Source organism: Winogradskyella sp. (genome assembly GCF_016744625.1).
Taxonomy (GTDB): domain Bacteria; phylum Bacteroidota; class Bacteroidia; order Flavobacteriales; family Flavobacteriaceae; genus Winogradskyella.
In genome coordinates this window covers 14,229-32,689 of sequence record NZ_JADGDZ010000010.1, presented here as the reverse complement: position 1 = coordinate 32,689, position 18,461 = coordinate 14,229, and the positions used below count along the sequence as shown (strand labels likewise).

Sequence of the window (18,461 nt, the reverse complement as noted above, 5' to 3'; positions counted from 1 at the left end):
CTGAATCACAGATAGTTAGATTTTAATGATGCGTTTCAACGATTATATTTGCACTTAATAGAATATTAGACTATGTTTGACACATAATTTAGTCCCAAACTAAAATTAACCGCTTATGACAACTTTTACCCTAACCTCTAGGAGGTATGCACTGATTGCATGTGCTTTTCTATTTACAGTTTTTTCTTATTCTCAGACAGCAGACTTTAATGTACAACATGTGCAAAATGATGTTGGAAACACTGGAGGAACAAATACAAGTTTTACTGCAGTATCTTCCTTGAATAATGCTATAGCTCTAGCAAATAATAATAGAAAAGTAACCGCAGGTATTAATGGTACTGCTAGCAACTTAGCAGCCGATGATTTATCTGGAGCAAGGGTTCTAACAGGCACTGGTACTTTAAGCTATTATAGAGAATCTGGGTCTTCTAGTTCTAATACGAGATTTAATACCTCAATATGGGAATATATTGGTGCACCAGGCGGAAGTAATGAAATGATTACTATAGGGAGATATGCAGTTTCTTTAGATGGAGCTGCAAATAGTGTAACTGAAATCATATCTGGTATTAGTAATGTAAACGACTGTATTCCATTTATAACTGGTATTTTAACAAATGATGGTACTGCTGGTGCAGATACTGGTACAGCTATCGCCTACTTAGAAAATGCAACGACGTTAAGGGTTGAAAAAGGCTCTAACACAAACAATATCACTGTATATGTAACACTTGTTGAATTTACTGGAAGTAACTGGACCGTATTACATGGTGATTCAGGCAATGTAAGTGCTGATACAGGAAGCATTACAATAAGAAATAACTCTGATGGTACAGGAACAGCTACTGATGTAAGTGCATGGAGCGAAGCTATAATTTTTAGTCATCATAGAGGAGATAACACTGCTAGTGGAGTTAATGAAGCTATTGAAGATAACTGGCCCCAAATGGATCCAGGTTCTAATAATCAAACTGTGGATTGGGCTTTTCAATCTGGTCATTTATCTAACGGTACTAACAGACAATTTGTACATGTATTATCCAATTCAGGTTTGTCTGTAACAAGGTTTTCAGCAAACACATCAAATACAGCAGGTGAATCAACAATTGATATTTCTTCTGCGAGTTTAACTAATACTAGCGAAGCTTTAATCATTGGCTCTTCAACAAGTACTGGTGGCGGAACTGCTTATGCAAGAGGCTGGAGAAATTACTATTTCAATTCTACAACACAAGCGGCACACTGGTCACATAGAAGTGGAAATACCATGTCGCACGAAATACAAATTGTTGATTTAAGTAATTTAACATCCGGATGTCCGTCATGCGGATCCAATCCAGAAATAAATATCACTGGTCTTGGAAACTCAATAGCCAGTGGTGATACTACACCTTCTTTAACCGATGACACAGACTTTGGTAGTGTTAATGTACCTTCTGGCACTAATGCAAATACATTTACAATTGAAAACACTGGTATTAGTAACCTTATATTAACTGATTCATCCCCTTATGTGAGTATAAGTGGTACTAATGCCGCTGATTTCACTCTTACATCAACACCAACTGCTACGATAGGTATGAGTTCTAGCACAACCTTCGATATAACTTTTGATCCTAGTGCAAACGGCGTAAGAACAGCAACAATATCCATTGCTAATGATGATACAGATGAGAACCCATATACTTTTGATATTCAAGGTACTGGTGTTACACCAACTTATTGTACAGTTATTGGTGCCAATGATGGCTTTGAATATATTAGTAATGTAAGCTTAAATACAATAAACAATAACTCTACTGGAGGAACAACTCCTACTGGATATTCAGATTTTACTGGCATATCCACCAACCTAACACAAGGAAGTACACATGCTATCTCAGTAACACCTTTCTGGACTGGAACATTATATAATGAAGGTGTAACAGTATGGATAGATTTTAATCAAGATTATGACTTTAATGACCCTGGAGAACTTGTGTTTCAAGTTGGACCAGACACTGTTTCACCTCAAACTGGAACTATCAACGTACCTTTAGGTGCGACCACTGGTGCTACTCGAATGAGAGTGATGATGGATGATGCTATTGTAGTTACGAACCCATGTAATACTCCAGATTTTGGCGAAGTAGAAGATTATACAATCAACATTATAGCCTCATCACCACTTGCAGAAATTGATGTTACAGGAAACGGTAACTCTATAGTTGATGGTGATACTACACCTACAGTTACTGACGACACAGATTTTGGTTCTACAAATGTTGGTACTCCTGTTGCAAATACATTTACTATACATAATTATGGCGGAACAAATAATTTAAACTTAACAGGTGGATCTCCATTCGTAACTATATCTGGTGCTCACTCAGGAGACTTTTCTGTAACTGCTATTCCAACAACACCAATTGCAGCTGGTGCAAATACAACATTTCAAATTACATTTAATCCATCAGCAGGAGGCTTAAGAACTGCAACACTAACCATTCTTAATGATGATGCTGATGAAAATCCATATAACTTCAATATACAGGGAACAGGTATTGTTCCTACACCAGAAATTAATATTACTGGTAATTCTAATACTATTGCTGATGGAGACACTACACCTACCACAACAGATGACACAGAGTTTGGTGCCATCTCTGTAACTGGTGCAACAGATACAAACACATTTACTATTCAAAATACTGGTACAGCAACATTATCTGTTGGAACAATAACAATAGGTGGAACACATGCAGCTGATTTTACAGTAACGGCTTCACCCGCAGCTTCTGTTGCAGCTTCAGGAAGCACAACTTTCAATATACAATTTGATCCAAGTGTGGCTGGTTTAAGAACTGCCACAGTTAGTATTGTTAATGGTGATAGTGACGAAAACCCATACAACTTTAGTATTCAAGGTTACGGAATTACACCTGGCTCATGTGGAGCAACAGTATCTACTTTCCCTTATGAAGAAAGTTTTGAATCTGGTTTTGGTCTTTGGACACAAGATATTGACGGAGTACAAGATGACTTTGACTGGAGCAGAACAAGTGGCACTACACCTTCAGGAAGCACAGGACCTAATGCTGCACAAGATGGAAGTTTTTATATCTATACGGAAGTTGATGGAAACCAAAACGACACTGCTCAATTAATAAGTCCTTGTTTTGATTTAACTGGTACTGCCAACCCAAGGTTTACATTTTTCTACCATATGTATGCTTCATCGACAGGATACATGGGGAACCTAAATGTTGAGTTAAGTACCGATAACGGACTTACTTACCCTAATACTCTTTTTACACAATCTGATTTAACACACAACTTTACTAATGCTTCTTTCACCCCAATAAGTATAGATCTTAGTAGTTATATTGGTCAAACAGTTAGAATAAGATTAAGAGGTGATACCATTGGTGACAACAGAGGTGATATGGCCATAGATCAGGTTACCATGACAAATAAACCTACTCCAACAGTAGCACCTGGAGGTGTAACATCTAATTTAGCACTTTGGTTAAAGGCAGATGATGGTTTAAGTTATACTGATGGACAAAATGTTACAGCTTGGCAAGATCAAGGTCTTGGTAGTGATGCCAGAGTTCAAGAAAGCGCACAAGCACCTACTTACTATGATAATACGACAAGAAATGTTAACTTTAATCCAGTAATAGAATTTGATAATACTTACACATCATTCTCTGAAGACACTGATTTTTCTCATGATAATACAAGTTCTGAGTTTTTATCTGGAGATTATGGATTTTATACGCAAGAGGTGTTTATTGTTATGATTCCAGATGATACTTCTATTACTAATTCATTCGGATTTATGGATGTCTTTTGTAGTGACGCACATCTAGAAACAGGTGCAGCTGATGCGACTGGAATAGGTTTCGGTGATTATACAGGTAGAATTAATAACGAAATTATTTGTTATGCACATGATTCGTATACCCAATCTGAATCAGGTGATGGTTACGCTGTAGCTGAAATAGGTACAGGATCTAGTTATGATAATGTAGGTATTATTAACACACGAAATAATAGCGCAAATAGCCAACAAGAGTTGTACTACAATGCTAATGATATTGAAACTACTCAAAATGATATTGCTGAGTATATGAATACTAGCGATTCTAGATGGTGGATTGGACGAAGTGAAGGCTGGGAAGCAACATTAAATGCTAGAGTTGCAGAAGTTATTACCTATACTACAAGAAAGACAGATGCTAATTTAACTCAAGAACGTAATAGGATACAATCTTATTTAGGTATTAAATATGGTATTACACTTGGCACAAATGGCACATCACAAGATTATGTAAATAGTGATGGTACAGTTATTTGGGATCAATCTGTAAATAGTGGGTACAACTATGATATTGCAGGTATTGGTAGAGATGATGCTTCAGAATTAAATCAAAAACAATCTAGAAGTGTAAATAACGCTACTGATGGTACAGGTAGAACTCAAGGTGTTCTTTCTATCGGTTTAACGGATATTTATGATACAAACAACCTTAATCAGTCAAGCAACCCTACAACTTTAGGCGATAAAGAATTCTTAATCTGGGGAAATAATGGAACAGATTTAAACTTAGCTGCAACAACTGTTACAGTGAATATGAGTTCTGGTGTAGCACCTGCATTAACGACAGAAGTAACCTTCACTGCGATGCAACGTATTTGGAAAGTTGTTGAATCCGGTGGTGATATCTCTAAAGCAAAAGTGCGTTTACAAGAACAAGCTGTAAGAAACATTACACCTCCTGGAAGTTATTATATGTTTATTTCTAGCACAGGAGTATTCGATCCTACAGCAGATTATAGAGTTATGACTTCTGATGGAAACGGTAATTTAGAAGCAGATTACGATTTTGATGGTACTAAGTATATTACATTTGGTTATGCACCACAAGTTATAGTTGAGCGTTCTGTCTATTTTGATGGAGCTGTAGATTATATAGATATGGAAGACAAGTTAGATTTAGACCCAACTGGTTTTACAATTTCTGCTTGGGTAAAACGTGATGCAGCCGATACAGGTGAAGTTTCTATTTTATCTAAAAGAGATGCGGCTTTTACACAAGGTTATGATCTAAGAATGCGAAACACTAATCAACTTAGAATATACTGGAGAAATGGCAGCAATCAATCTCTTTCTTCTAATACAGTAATTCCTGATGATGAATGGCACCATGTTGCCGCAATATATGATGGCTCATCAGTCTATTTATACATTGATGGAGTATTAGATAATTCTGCTAACAGAACAGCACCTATAGCAACAAACGAATCTTTCTATATTGCTGCAGCTGGTAAAAACACACCTGTTCAGCACTTTCAAGGAAATATTGATGAAGTCCGTGTTTGGGATACAGCACTAACCGAAGACCAATTACGTTTTGTTATGAATCAAGAAATTGAAGACAATTCAGGTCAAGTAATGGGCAAAGAACTGCCATCAACAATAACTAAACACGATATTGATGCAATACCTTGGTCTGATTTAGCAGGTTATTATCCTATGACAGTATATACCTATACAAATACAGAAGATGCTTCTGGTAATGGTAATCAAGGAGCATTAAGAAATTTAAATACTGTTGCTAGACAAACTGCACCTTTACCTTATGAATCTACTCAAAATGGAGATTGGGATACAACTGCAACTTGGACTAACGGAAGCGAACAATATATTCCAGGATCTACATCGATAGTTGATCCTACTGTAACTGTTGATTGGAATATCATTAGAACATCTCATAATGTATCTGTTGATAATTCAAGCTTACCAGCTGCAAATTTAGATAACAGAAAAGTTTTAGGACTATATGTAGATGCAAATGAATTAACTCTAAATGGGAACACAGGTACAAGTGCCGGAAATGGTATAACCGTTTCACATTACATGCGCTTAACAGGAAAATTAGATCTCGAAGGTGAATCACAACTGATTCAATCTGCAAATAGTGATTTAGATGTTATTGGTACTGGTGCGTTAGAACGCGACCAACAAGGTACTGCAGATACGTTTACTTATAATTATTGGTCTGCTCCAGTAGGTGAAACAGATATTGCAAAAAACGATTATCGTTATACTGTACAAGATATTATGTACGATGGTACAAATCCTATTAACTTTTTAACCTCTGGTTATGATGGTGCAGCGACTAACCCAGTAGGTATTGCTGATTATTGGATATGGAAATATGCCAATCAGCCAACTGACGATTATTCAGCATGGCAACATGTAAGACGTACAGGTTCTATTAGTGCAGGTGAAGGCTTCACTATGAAAGGTCCAGGTACAGGTTCTATATTAACAGATCAGAACTATGTATATTTAGGAAAACCAAATAATGGAGATATTAATCTAACTATAAATGCTGGTAACGACTATTTAGTTGGTAACCCTTATGCTTCGGCTATAGATGCTGATATATTTATTGCAGATAATGGTCCAGAATTAGATTATGATCCTGCTACTGACCCAACTCCATTACTTAGTGGTACACTTTATTTCTGGGAACATTGGGGAGGAGCTTCTCATAATTTAGCAGATTACCAAGGTGGTTACGCAACTTATAACTTCTCTGGAGCTGTTGCAGCAGCCTCATACGGAACTAATGATCCAGATGTAGCAACCGGCGGAACTCCAACTAAATTACCTGGACGTTATATTCCTGTAGGGCAAGGTTTCTTTGTTACAGCAGAAAATACTGGTGCTATTAATTTTAATAATGGTCAACGTATCTTCAGAAAAGAAGGAGGTGCTTCTTCAGTATTTATGAGAAATGCTAATGCAACAGCAACTCAAAGTGATTATAACGATGAAGAGATTGATGATAGAATGAAATTTAGAATAGGGTTTAACTCTGTTAATACATTACGTCGTCAATTACTTTTAACTATAGATGAAAGAGCGTCTCTAGATGTTGATTGGGCTTTTGATGCAAAAATGAACGAAAGCCAGATGGACGATATGTACTGGATGATAAATGATGAAGAATATATTATACAAGCTAGTGATGAAGCTGAAGAATCTTCTGTATATCCATTAGGTATTAAAACCGATTCAGATGGTTTAAACACTATTACAATTGATGACTTAGAAAATGTACCAAATGACTTGGAAATCTATGTGCACGACATCACATTAGATCTTTATCATGATTTAAGAGAGAGTGATTACGAAGTATTCTTAAACGCTGGTGAATATCTAGATCGTTTTGAAATCACATTCACAACAAACCATGATTCTCTTGGAGTTGATGATCAAACGATCAATAGTATTGATGTGCTATACTCTAATGATATCGAAAAAATAATACTAATAAACCCTAACCTTATAAACGTAAAATCAATTGAACTATTCAATGTTATAGGACAATCTGTTTATACAATAGAAAATATTTCAGAGAGCGGTTACTCTGAATATGAAGTTAAGAATTTAAGCACTGGAACTTACATTGTTAAGTTATATACTGAAAGCGGTTCAGTAGCGACTAAGAAAGTTTTAGTAAAATAATTTTTTGTCCCAAATCTTAAATCTTAACCAAAAAAAGTCCTGATTTTATCAGGACTTTTTTATTTATAACAACGACTAAATTTATTATAATGCTTCTAATAATTCATTTATCTGAAGCTTTTGTTGCTCACCAGAATCCATATTTTTCAACGTAAAACTTTCAGCTTTTAATTCTTCTTCACCAACCAAAACCACAAAAGGAATTTGTCTTTTATTGGCATAATTCATCTGTTTTTTCATTTTAGAAGCATCTGGATATAGCTCTGCTTTTACTCCAGCTTGTCTAAGCTTCGTTACGGCTTGTAAACAAGCCATAGCTTCTTTCTCACCAAAATTAATAAACAATACTTTGGTAGATTCTGCAATCGTATCTGGGAACAGATTCAATTCTTCTAATACTAAATAGATACGATCTAAACCAAAGCTAATTCCTACTCCACTCATATTCTTTAAGCCAAAGATACTTGTAAGATCATCGTAACGACCTCCTCCTCCAATAGATCCCATTTTCACACCTTCTGGAGCAGATACTTCAAAGATTGCTCCTGTATAATAGTTAAGACCACGAGCTAAAGTCACATCGAGTTGTAACTTGGCTGTTTTTAATTCTAAGTTTGAAATTGCTGTATTTATGAATTCTAATTCTTCAATACCTTTTAATCCAATTTCGGATGTATTTAAAATAGATTTTAAACTCTCTACCTGATTTCCAAAATCTCCTTTCAATGTAAATAAAGGCTGAAGCTTGGTAATACCATCTTCAGAAATACCTTTATTACGCATTTCTTCTTTTACCTTCTCCTCTCCTATTTTGTCTAGCTTATCTAAAGCAACTGTGAAATCAATCAATTTATCTTGTGCTCCAATCACTTCTGCAATACCAGATAAAATTTTACGGTTGTTTATTTTAATGGTAGCACCTTCTAATTTTAAAGTCGAAAACACCGCGTCATATAATTGTACAAATTCTACCTCTTGAAACAAAGATTTAGAACCCACAACATCTGCATCACACTGATAAAACTCTCTAAAACGGCCTTTTTGTGGACGGTCTGCACGCCAAACTGGTTGCATTTGGTAACGTTTAAAGGGGAATTCTATTTCGTTTTGGTGTTGTACTACGTAACGTGCGAAAGGTACTGTGAGGTCGTAACGAAGTGCCTTTTCCGAAATATGATTACCCAAATACTTTGTTCCAATTTCAAAATAAAATTCACCAAAAATTATAACTGACAAGTTGGTTAACCTTTGGTCTTTTTCATCATCATTTTCAACTAATAACTCTAGTAAATAATTTTTACTTATTGTATTATCAATTTTGTTCCATAAGTCATTAGCTAGATTCCTTAAATTAATTATTGATTCATCAAACTTGATCCCTTTGTCTTTTCTTAATATGTCTGGAAGTTCATTAACAAAATTTTCACCAAAAACATTTAAATCAGGCTTAGCTTCGTTTCTTAAATAAAATCTTAAGTTATGTAAAGAAAGTTTAATGGATTTGATCAAATTTTCATTGTATGTTCTTAGAAAATCACCACTATTCAAAATCTTAAAAATCAAACGATCGCCTTCATCACCATATTTTCCCATTAAAGTTTCAGAGTTTTCAAAACTTGGAGTTTCTATGGGCTGAAATCCAAAGACCTTAAATTGTTCCTTAATCGTTTCCATGATATAAGACCGTTTTGCTACTTCTTCTGCATTAAAATCTCTTGTGCCTTTTGGGATACTTGGTTTTTGCGCCATATTATTTCCTGCGAAAGCAGGAATCTCTTTTAGTGAAACTTAATTTGAACTCAACATTCGTCACAAAAATATTATAAATTTTAAAGGCATTGCTAAGATAATTCGATTTTATAGTAACTTTATGCTGTTTAATTAGTCTTATACTTTTAAACAACCCAACTAACAATAGATAAAACTATGTTTTCATTAGCTAAAGAGAATATTAGAATTGCTTTTGGCTCTATTAAAAGTCAATTGCTTAGAACCATCTTAACCGTTTTAATTATCGCAATTGGCATTATGGCTTTGGTTGGGATTCTTAGTGGTGTTTCTGCTCTAGAAAATACACTCTCAAGTAACTTTTCTTCAATGGGAGCCAACACATTTAACATACAGCGTTATGAGTTTAGAGCGCAACGACAAAGCAGTAGAGAGCGTCAAAAAATTAATCCTGTAATTAACTACAGAAACATTAAAGCTTTTGAAGATACCTACGATTATCCATTTACAAAGGTTGGTGTTTCTTTTTACGGAACTGCTTTTGCCGAAGTAAAATACGAAAACAATAAGACCGATCCAGAGGTTGCAGTTATAGGCTCTAATGAAAATTTTATTGAAAACTCTGGTTTAGAAGTTGAAAATGGTCGTTCATTAAATGTTTTTGATATTGAAAATAGTAATGCCGTTTGTGTTATTGGTAGCGATTTGCAAAAAGCTTTATTTCCTGAAGACAACCCAATAGATAAAACCATAAGTGTTAGAGGTTCTAAATTTAAAGTTATTGGTGTCTTAAAAGAAAAAGGATCTACTTTTGGTAATAATCAAGATTTACGAGTGATTATGCCAATTCAAAAGGCACGATCCATCTATACAAATGCAAATATTAATTACAACTTAAGCATCAAAGTAGATAAAAAGGATATGCTCGAAGGTGCACAAGAAGATGCTATTTTAACCTTTAGAAATATAAGAGGATTAAACCCAATTCAAAAAAATGATTTTGGTATTGAGCGTAGTGATGATTTATTAAATCGTGTCGCTCAAAATACGTCTGCTCTTTATATTGCCGCTTGGATTATTAGTATCATCACCATCTTTGGCTCTACCATTGCTTTAATGAATATTATGTTAGTTTCAGTAAGTGAACGAACCAGAGAAATCGGAGTACGTAAAGCTTTAGGTGCTAAAAGTAGAACTATTGCTTTTCAGTTTTTTATGGAAACGGTAATCATTGGTCAGCTTGGTGGAATTCTTGGAATTATCCTCGGAATTTTAATTGGTTGGGGAGTTGCAAAAGGTTTTAAACTCGACTTCTCTACGCCTTGGATTGCTATGATTTGGGCAACAAGTATTGCTTTTATTGTCGCTGTAGTTTCTGGCTTGTATCCTGCGACGAAGGCTGCTAAATTAGATCCTATTGAGTCTTTGCGTTATGAGTAATTAAGTTCTTATAAAAGTAGGAATCTCATTAAAACAATCTACTATTTTTTTATTCATTTTGAATTCACAAATCTGAGATTTCAGTTTCAAATGAGGGATTTGTCATTCTGAACTTGTTTCAGAATCTAATAGGCAAATAGACACTGAAACAAGTTTAGCGAGACAAAACTACAGCTTATTCATAGAAGCCAAGATATTCCTGTCTTCTCAGGAATTTGCTACTGCCCAATAAGCGTCTCAAAATACTGAAACAATTCGCCTTTTGTAATCACAGCACCAGTTTGAATCATTTTAAAGATATCTAAATGCTTATCGTCTGAATACGGTTTGTTAGCATTAAAGAATTCGATATCATCAGATAACAAATTATTCCTTAACCACTCAAACCCTTCTTTGGTAGTAAAATCTATTTCTTCCTTGCTAATTTTTAATGCTATTAAACGCATTTGTTTTTCATTGCACTTAAACAAATGAATTTGTTGTGGCGAAATATGCTCTAGGTATTCAACTTTACTCAAAACACCAAACCATACCAAATCACTAAACACATCGAGTTCTTGCTCTGCAGCTTCAGGTTTATTTGCTTTAATGTCTTGCCACTCATCCGCTGTAATAGACTGCGTAGCTAAAAAGTTGATGAATTCTTGGTGTAATTCTTCGAATTGCTCTTTTGTTAATCTTGTGTATTTCATTCTTACAATACTTTGTCATTCTGAACTTGTTTCAGAATCTATTTGTCTATTTACCAGTTATAATTCACTTCGACTTACTTTGTAAACTACTTTCAATGTAACAGTCATAAATATATAAATGCAATAACTAATTATTAATTGCTCTAAATGCTTCAAACGGTCTGTCTGTAGCAATAATATTTGCTCCAAACGTTTGCCATCTTAGGTAAAGTTCATCTCCTCTTGCTTCGGCTTGCTTATCTAAGTTACCTAGAGTTCCTAGCATACAAACTATATCATTTTCATTTAATCTTTTGTATAACGATGCATTTGATAATCGTGTTCCTGTAAAAGCCAACATATTTTCTGTAGGTATTTTAGCCTTTAGCAAACGATCAAATTCTTCGTGGTTTCTTGCTGAAACTGAAAGCAATAATTCTGGAGCCAAAGTATAAGCAGATTTAGCCTGCTCCACATCATAGGTAATTATGATACTAATATCTTCGGCTTTAGCCTCTCTAACTGTATTAATTACAGTTTCTTGGCTTACACTTCGTTTGATATCTATTGTAAGAATCACGTTATTTGTTTTGCACCATTTTAAAACTTCAGAAAATAATGGGATTTTAAAAGCGGTCTTATTACCATAATCATCCTCTAAATTGAATCGTTTAAGCTCCTTATAAGTTAAATCCTTTACTAAACCACTTCCGTTAGTTGTTCTTTCTATAGAATTATCGTGCATTAAAACTAATTGTCCATCCTTAGTTTGAGCCACATCAACTTCATAAACAGCAGAAATACTATCACTAACATATTGAAGTGTTTCTAGGCAGTTTTCTGGATAGTTTAATAAGCCTTTTCCACCACGATGTACACTAATGTTAGGATAATTAGTTTTTGAATCCTTAAATACTTCAATAAGTTTTGAATTAGATACTACTGTTCTTACATCAATAGTCTTAGATTCTTTACAACCTATGAGACCAAGGATTAGAAGTAATAAAATAAAGCGCTTCATAAAGGTTAGAATCAAAAAAACCGCTTAGAGAACTAAACGGTTTTTTATTATTTTAAAAAAGAGATTAAGCTTCTGCTACAACCTCAAATGATAAATCTACAGTTACTTCTCTGTGTAATCTAATTACAGCATCGTATTTACCTAAACGCTTTACACTACCACCAATTACATTGATGAATTTCTTGTCAATTTCCTGACCTTCTTTTTGTAAAGCAGCTGCTAAATCAATATTGTTAACAGATCCAAAAAGTTTATTTCCAGCACCTACCTTAGAAGCAATCTTTACTTCTAAACCAGCCAATGCTTCAGCAACACTCTTAGCTTCGTCAATTATTTTCTTTTCTTTAAAAGCACGTTGCTTTAAAGTTTCAGCTAATACTTTCTTTGCAGAAGTAGTTGCTAATATCGCTTGTGCGTTTGGAATTAAAAAGTTTCTACCATAACCGTTCTTAACAGATACAATATCGTCTTTAAATCCTAAGTTTTCAACGTCTTGTTTTAATATAAGTTCCATTGTTATGATATTTTATTTTAATAAATCAGCAACATATGGCATTAAAGCTAAATGTCTAGCTCTCTTTACAGCCACAGATACTTTTCTTTGATACTTTAAAGAAGTTCCTGTTAAACGTCTTGGTAGTAATTTACCTTGCTCGTTTACAAATCTTAGTAACCAATCTGCATCTTTATAATCTACGTACTTAATACCAGATTTTTTGAAACGACAGTACTTCTTTTGTTTTGAAGTCTCGATATTTAAAGGAGTAAGATATCTAATTTCTCCGTCCTTTTTTCCTTTTGCTTGTTGTTCTATTGATGACATAATTACGCTTTTGCTTTTGCTTTTACTTTCATTTTTTCTCTTCTTCTCTCAGCCCATGAAATAGCATGTTTGTCTAATTTCACAGTTAAGTAACGCATAAAACGCTCATCACGTCTAAATTCTACCTCTAAAGGTTCAATTGCCTCACCAGCAACAGTATACTCAAATAAGTGATAAAAACCACTTTTTTTGTTTTGGATTGCATAAGCCAGCTTTTTCAAGCCCCAATCTTCTTTGGCTATCATCTTAGCACCTTTAGACACGAGCATATCCTCGTATTTCTTTACTGTCTCCTTTATCTGATCGTCAGATAAAACGGGATTTAAGATGAAAACAGTTTCATAATGATTCATAATAAATTGTTTTGTTTATTGTTAAAACGGCTGCAAAAATAAGCATTAATTCTATTTCTAGCAACGTTTTATTTATGTAATTTTATTTTACTACATATACTATTTGTGGCAACGTTTTTGAATGTGAGATTTTATAGAATTTATGGACTACATATATTGTTAAATATTACACTTTGTCGGTAAAATTTGTTTTTTAACCGAAATTATTGTACTATTGTCGATATCTTAACCTAATAAAATATTAATGTTATGACTTTAAACTGTGTAGTTGTTGATGATTCTGCGATTCAGCGCCTCTCTATAGTAAAGTTAATTGAGAATCATTCCTCACTTAACCTTATTGCAGAGTACAGCAGTGCGTTAGAAACAAAAAACGGTCTTAATACACACAAAGTAGATCTTATCTTTCTAGATATAGAGATGCCTGTATTAAACGGATTTGAACTTTTAGATGTACTCAACAACAAACCCCAAATTATTTTTGTTACCGGTAAAACCGAATATGCTTTTAAAGCATTTAATTACGACGCTACCGATTATCTTCAAAAACCAATCACTAAAGAACGATTTAACACTGCCGTAGAAAAAGCTATTGAGCAGCACAAATTGAAATTAGACTTTAACGAGACTGATGGTGAACACATTTTTGTGAAAAGTAACCTTAAAAAACGTAAAGTATATATTAAGGATATTAAATGGATTGAAGCACTCGGTGACTATGTAAAAGTAGTAACAGAAGAAAATAGCTTAGTAGTATTATCTACTATGAAAGCTTTTGAACAAGAATTGCCAGAAGGTAAATTTTTAAGAATTCACAAATCTTATATTGTGAATTTAGACAAGATAGACCGCTTTAACAGTAAAAATGTTGAAGTAGGTGCTTACGAGATTCCATTGAGTCGAAACAAAAAGACACAATTGGTGGATGCTTTGAATAATATGTAAAAAATATTGCTAATAGCAGAATATCTCAAAGCACATTGAAATAGAAAAATCCCGTTAATAATTAACGGGATTTTTTAGTATTAATAATTATCTACATTCAACACAACTCTGACTGGTCTAAAGTCCTTCACAGCATTAAAACTGTTATCAATTTTAATAATAGCCTCTTTTGTTTTGGCTAAAGATTGATTTTGAGGAATCTTAATTAAAATATTCTTATTGTATAAATTTCTGATTCTTGATACTGGCGGAAATTCTGGACCTAAAACGTTGCTTTTAAAAACTTGTCGTAATGATTTTGCGTACCAATCTGCTGCTAGATTCACACGATTATAATCTTTGTGCTTAAAGGTGATTTTAATTAATCTATAAATTGGTGGGTACTTAAAATTGTAGCGCTCATTCATTTGTTCTTCAAACATTTCTTTATAAGAATTTGTAGAAACTTGCTGTAATATATTATGATGTGGATTATAGGTTTGAATCAATACCTTTCCTCTTAAATCTGTACGACCTGCTCTACCAGAGACCTGAGCCATTAATTGATAACTTCGCTCATGTGCTCTAAAATCCGGAAAGTTGAGTAAATTATCGGCATTCATAATACCAACCAATTTTACATACCTAAAATCTAAACCTTTGGTTAACATTTGTGTTCCGACCAAAATATCAACTTCGCGCTGCTCAAAGCTGGAAATTATCTTTTCAAATCCATATTTACCTCGTGTAGTATCTAAATCCATACGAGCAACTTTCTTTTCAGGAAATAAGATTTTAACCTCCTCCTCTATTTGTTCTGTACCAAAACCTTTTGTGTCTAAAGTAGAGTTTCCACACCCTTGACAACTTTTTAGCATTGCAGAATTATATCCACAATAATGACAGCGTAACTGATCTCTGTATTGATGGTAGGTTAAACTCACATCACAGTTAGGACATTGAGGAGACGTTCCGCAAGTAGTACACTCGATAATTGGTGAAAAGCCTCTTCGGTTTTGGAATAGTATAATTTGAAAACCTTCCTCTAAGGTTTCCGTCATTTCTTGGATGAGTCGGTCACTAAAATGACCTTTCATTCGTTTACGCTTGTACTTATCTGCTAAATCTACCAATTCAATATCTGGCATTAGCACATTGTTATAACGCGTATTTAATTCAACTAAACCATATTTACCTTGACTGGCATTAAAATAGCTTTCTAAACTTGGTGTAGCAGAACCTAAAAGCGTTTTAGCCTCATGCAAATTAGCTAAGACGACTGCAGCATCTCTTGCATGATAACGCGGAGCAGGATCGAATTGCTTGTAAGATTGCTCATGCTCTTCATCTACTATAATTAATCCTAAGTTACTAAAAGGCAATAAAAGAGAAGAACGCGCACCAATGACGACTTGTGCCTTTACAGAATTACTGAGCATATTCTGCCAAACCTCAACACGCTCGTTACCTGAATACCTTGAATGAAATACCGCAACCTTTTCACCAAAATAGTCTTGAAGTCGCTGTACTAGTTGTGTTGTTAAAGCAATTTCTGGCAAAAGATAAAGCACTTGTTTTCCAAGTTCTAATTGTTTCTGAATGAGTTGCACATAGATTTCTGTTTTACCAGAAGAAGTTACTCCATGAAGTAAAGCAACTGATTTACTTTCAAAAGCCGTTTCAATTTCTTCGTACGCTTGTTGCTGAGCTTCGTTTAATATTTTAACGTTTTCATCTCCTTCTCCTTCAAATTGAATTCTGTCTGTCTGGATGTGATATTCATCTAGAATAGCTTTATCAATCAGTATTTTTATAATAGAGGTTGATGCGCCACTACGCTCAGCTAATTCGGAAACTTTTATGGGTTCTTTTATGGAAGCTTCCATAGTGAACAAAGCTAAAATCACTTCGCGTTGTTTTGGTGCCCTACTTAATAGTTCTAATAATTCTTGAAGTTTTTCCTGTGATTTATGATTTTCATGCAGCTTTACATAACGCACTAATTTTGGCGTGTATTTTTCATACAACTCTTCTTGTAAATACAACACCCCTTTTTCTACCAAACCGTTAATTACAGGTAAAACACGTTTTTTATCTAAAATGGAAACCACATCCTGAATCTTAAGTGAAGACTGATGTTGTAAGGCTTCATAAATCAAAAATTCATCATCTTTTAATTCAGAATCATTTATTTTAGTTTTTTCATTTTTAGAAATAATGGTTTCACTTTCTAAAAGAAAAGCATTCGGCATTGCAGCACGCATCACCTCACCTAAACTACACATGTAATATTTAGCAATCCATTCCCAATGCTGTAATTGCGTTTCTGTAACCACAGGCTTTTTATCTAAAATTTGATGGATGGTTTTAGCTTCGTAAGCCGTTGGTGGATTGTTATGGATTTTATATGTTAATGCTGTGTATATCTTGCTCTTACCAAAGGGCACAGCTACGCGTATTCCTGGTTTAAGGAATTTAGCTTCTGCTTCAGTTATATGATACGTAAAGGCCTTTTGAAGCGGAATTGGTAATATGACGTCTATAAAATAAGTCATTTTACAACACGTTTCCAGTATTGTGTTTTATAGAAAAAAGCCACATAACCTCTTACCTGTAGTGTGTCTTTATCGTCTTCATCTAGTTTTAATCTACATTTATATGTTTTACCATTTTCTGGATCCAAAATAGTTCCACCTCCAAATGCATCATCATCTTTAGTTAAACCATCAATAATCATCATAGTTAATATAGGTTTATCCTTTTTATCTCCCTTGCATTTTTCACAAAGTGCATTCTTATTCTTAGTGTTAAGTATTTCTATAATTATTCCATAAATCTTTCCTTCATACTCATATATATCTACAATAGATTTCTCTTCCCTTGTTTTGTCGTCAATAGTTTTCCATTTGCCAAGAATGTTTTGTGATGTTAAAGACATCGTAATCAAAAACAAAAATACAGTTAGAATGTGTTTATTAGTTTTCATTTCGTTTAGATTTCTTTGGATGCTTCCTTAAAAATTGAAGTGACGCATTTAACTCGTAACCTAACAGTAAAATATTAGAGTTGAGCCATAGATATAATAACAATATCAATAACGCTCCAATAGAGCCATAAAGCTTATTGTATTGAGAGAAATTATTAATATATACACCAAATAAGTAGGATGTTAATATAATTAAAAGTGTAGTTAGCAAAGCACCAACAGAAAAGAATCGTGTATGCCTTCCTTCTTTTGTACCAAAATAGTACAAAGTAGCCGTTGCTAAATACACCATAATTACAAAAAACATATACTTAGCAAAAATTATCCAACCTAAACCTGAATCTGTTTCTAGTGCATCTTTTCCTGTTATACCTTCATATATGGGTTGAATAACATAGATCTGAAAATACCCAAATACTGCAACCGTTAATAATACCAAAAATGCTAAAATCAATGCGACACCAAAAGCATATAAATATTGTTGAAACACATTTCGGGTAAGTTGCTCATGGTATGAATATTCAAATCCAGAAAACACAGCACTAACACCATTTGCCATTAATAACATAGATAACAAAAACACAGATGATATTAAGCCAGCTCCACCACTTTCACTTATGTTTTCAAAAATATTTGAGAAGAAAAAATCTGATGTTTGAGGTGGTAAAAATGAATTTAAAAATCCTAAAAATTCAACTTCAAATTTATCTATAGGAATATATGGAATGATAATAATTACAAACAGTAAAAACGGAAAAATTGCTGTAAAAAAGCTGAAAGCAATAGCACTTGCCCTTGTAGTTAAAGCTCCGTTAACAATTCCCATAATATATAGCTCTAGCAAATCGTAGACAGACAAGCCCTCGAATCCTGGTAATCTAATCTTCTTAAAAAAGCGAACAATTAAATTAATGACAGGTATTTTATCTAACTTATCTTCTATAGGCTTGGACATATTTTGGCTTTTAGCTATTTACCTTTGGCTTA

General features: G+C 33.9%; 12 protein-coding genes. 3 read left to right on the top strand and 9 right to left on the bottom strand.

Annotation, left to right across the window (positions count from 1 at the left end):
• The first annotated feature begins 115 nt into the window (after positions 1 to 115).
• Positions 116 to 7,528, top strand: coding sequence for a choice-of-anchor D domain-containing protein (locus QZZ53_RS04065; RefSeq protein WP_296381758.1), 7,413 nt, complete (start codon positions 116 to 118; stop codon positions 7,526 to 7,528).
• 84 nt (positions 7,529 to 7,612) lie between these two features.
• Here QZZ53_RS04065 and hisS read toward each other — a convergent pair whose 3' ends face one another.
• Positions 7,613 to 9,277, bottom strand: a complete 1,665-nt coding sequence (gene hisS, locus QZZ53_RS04060) for a histidine--tRNA ligase (protein ID WP_296381756.1) — start codon at positions 9,275 to 9,277, stop codon at positions 7,613 to 7,615.
• Between the two features lie 177 nt (positions 9,278 to 9,454).
• Here hisS and QZZ53_RS04055 point away from each other — a divergent pair, with 177 nt between their 5' ends.
• Entirely contained in the window at positions 9,455 to 10,696 is a 1,242-nt protein-coding gene (locus QZZ53_RS04055) for an ABC transporter permease (protein WP_296381754.1), read from the top strand.
• 218 nt (positions 10,697 to 10,914) lie between these two features.
• Here the strand turns inward: QZZ53_RS04055 and QZZ53_RS04050 are convergent, their stop codons facing one another.
• The 5 genes from QZZ53_RS04050 to rpsF form a co-directional block, all read right to left on the bottom strand.
• Entirely contained in the window at positions 10,915 to 11,388 is a 474-nt protein-coding gene (locus QZZ53_RS04050) for a DUF6495 family protein (RefSeq protein ID WP_296381752.1), read from the bottom strand.
• Between the two features lie 127 nt (positions 11,389 to 11,515).
• Entirely contained in the window at positions 11,516 to 12,388 is an 873-nt protein-coding gene (locus QZZ53_RS04045) for a glycerophosphodiester phosphodiesterase family protein (RefSeq protein ID WP_296381750.1), read from the bottom strand.
• A gap of 64 nt (positions 12,389 to 12,452) precedes the next feature.
• Positions 12,453 to 12,902, bottom strand: coding sequence for a 50S ribosomal protein L9 (rplI, locus tag QZZ53_RS04040; protein WP_296381748.1), 450 nt, complete (start codon positions 12,900 to 12,902; stop codon positions 12,453 to 12,455).
• Positions 12,903 to 12,914: 12 nt separating this feature from the next.
• Positions 12,915 to 13,211, bottom strand: a complete 297-nt coding sequence (gene rpsR / locus QZZ53_RS04035) for a 30S ribosomal protein S18 (protein ID WP_296381745.1) — start codon at positions 13,209 to 13,211, stop codon at positions 12,915 to 12,917.
• Positions 13,212 to 13,213: 2 nt separating this feature from the next.
• Positions 13,214 to 13,564 carry a 30S ribosomal protein S6 gene (rpsF, locus tag QZZ53_RS04030; protein ID WP_296381743.1) on the bottom strand — a complete coding sequence of 117 codons (351 nt, stop codon included), beginning with the start codon at positions 13,562 to 13,564 and terminating at the stop codon, positions 13,214 to 13,216.
• A gap of 249 nt (positions 13,565 to 13,813) precedes the next feature.
• Between rpsF and QZZ53_RS04025 the strand changes: the two genes are divergently transcribed.
• Positions 13,814 to 14,509, top strand: coding sequence for a LytTR family DNA-binding domain-containing protein (locus QZZ53_RS04025; RefSeq protein WP_008271090.1), 696 nt, complete (start codon positions 13,814 to 13,816; stop codon positions 14,507 to 14,509).
• 80 nt (positions 14,510 to 14,589) lie between these two features.
• Here QZZ53_RS04025 and priA read toward each other — a convergent pair whose 3' ends face one another.
• Genes priA through QZZ53_RS04010 form a run of 3 tightly spaced genes read right to left on the bottom strand, consistent with a single transcriptional unit; the run spans position 14,590 to position 18,429 of the window.
• Positions 14,590 to 17,043, bottom strand: coding sequence for a primosomal protein N' (priA, locus tag QZZ53_RS04020; protein ID WP_296381739.1), 2,454 nt, complete (start codon positions 17,041 to 17,043; stop codon positions 14,590 to 14,592).
• A complete protein-coding gene (locus tag QZZ53_RS04015; protein ID WP_296381737.1) occupies positions 17,040 to 17,474 on the bottom strand; it encodes a DUF2147 domain-containing protein in 435 nt (144 codons plus the stop codon). The genes priA and QZZ53_RS04015 overlap by 4 nt, the downstream gene beginning before the upstream one ends.
• On the bottom strand, positions 17,464 to 18,429 hold the full coding sequence (locus QZZ53_RS04010) for a YihY/virulence factor BrkB family protein (RefSeq protein ID WP_296381736.1): 966 nt from the start codon (positions 18,427 to 18,429) through the stop codon (positions 17,464 to 17,466). Before QZZ53_RS04010 ends, QZZ53_RS04015 begins: the two co-directional genes overlap by 11 nt.
• Between the last annotated feature and the right edge of the window lie 32 nt (positions 18,430 to 18,461).

What these genes read in the sequence shown, in the direction of transcription:
- rpsR (WP_296381745.1), bottom strand. Translation starts at nt 13,211, where the DNA reads ATGTCATCAATAGAACAACAAGCAAAAGGAAAAAAGGACGGAGAAATT.
- QZZ53_RS04065 (WP_296381758.1), top strand. Translation starts at nt 116, where the DNA reads ATGACAACTTTTACCCTAACCTCTAGGAGGTATGCACTGATTGCATGT.
- QZZ53_RS04025 (WP_008271090.1), top strand. Translation starts at nt 13,814, where the DNA reads ATGACTTTAAACTGTGTAGTTGTTGATGATTCTGCGATTCAGCGCCTC.
- rplI (WP_296381748.1), bottom strand. Translation starts at nt 12,902, where the DNA reads ATGGAACTTATATTAAAACAAGACGTTGAAAACTTAGGATTTAAAGAC.
- QZZ53_RS04010 (WP_296381736.1), bottom strand. Translation starts at nt 18,429, where the DNA reads ATGTCCAAGCCTATAGAAGATAAGTTAGATAAAATACCTGTCATTAAT.
- priA (WP_296381739.1), bottom strand. Translation starts at nt 17,043, where the DNA reads ATGACTTATTTTATAGACGTCATATTACCAATTCCGCTTCAAAAGGCC.
- QZZ53_RS04015 (WP_296381737.1), bottom strand. Translation starts at nt 17,474, where the DNA reads ATGAAAACTAATAAACACATTCTAACTGTATTTTTGTTTTTGATTACG.
- QZZ53_RS04045 (WP_296381750.1), bottom strand. Translation starts at nt 12,388, where the DNA reads ATGAAGCGCTTTATTTTATTACTTCTAATCCTTGGTCTCATAGGTTGT.
- QZZ53_RS04050 (WP_296381752.1), bottom strand. Translation starts at nt 11,388, where the DNA reads ATGAAATACACAAGATTAACAAAAGAGCAATTCGAAGAATTACACCAA.
- rpsF (WP_296381743.1), bottom strand. Translation starts at nt 13,564, where the DNA reads ATGAATCATTATGAAACTGTTTTCATCTTAAATCCCGTTTTATCTGAC.
- hisS (WP_296381756.1), bottom strand. Translation starts at nt 9,277, where the DNA reads ATGGCGCAAAAACCAAGTATCCCAAAAGGCACAAGAGATTTTAATGCA.
- QZZ53_RS04055 (WP_296381754.1), top strand. Translation starts at nt 9,455, where the DNA reads ATGTTTTCATTAGCTAAAGAGAATATTAGAATTGCTTTTGGCTCTATT.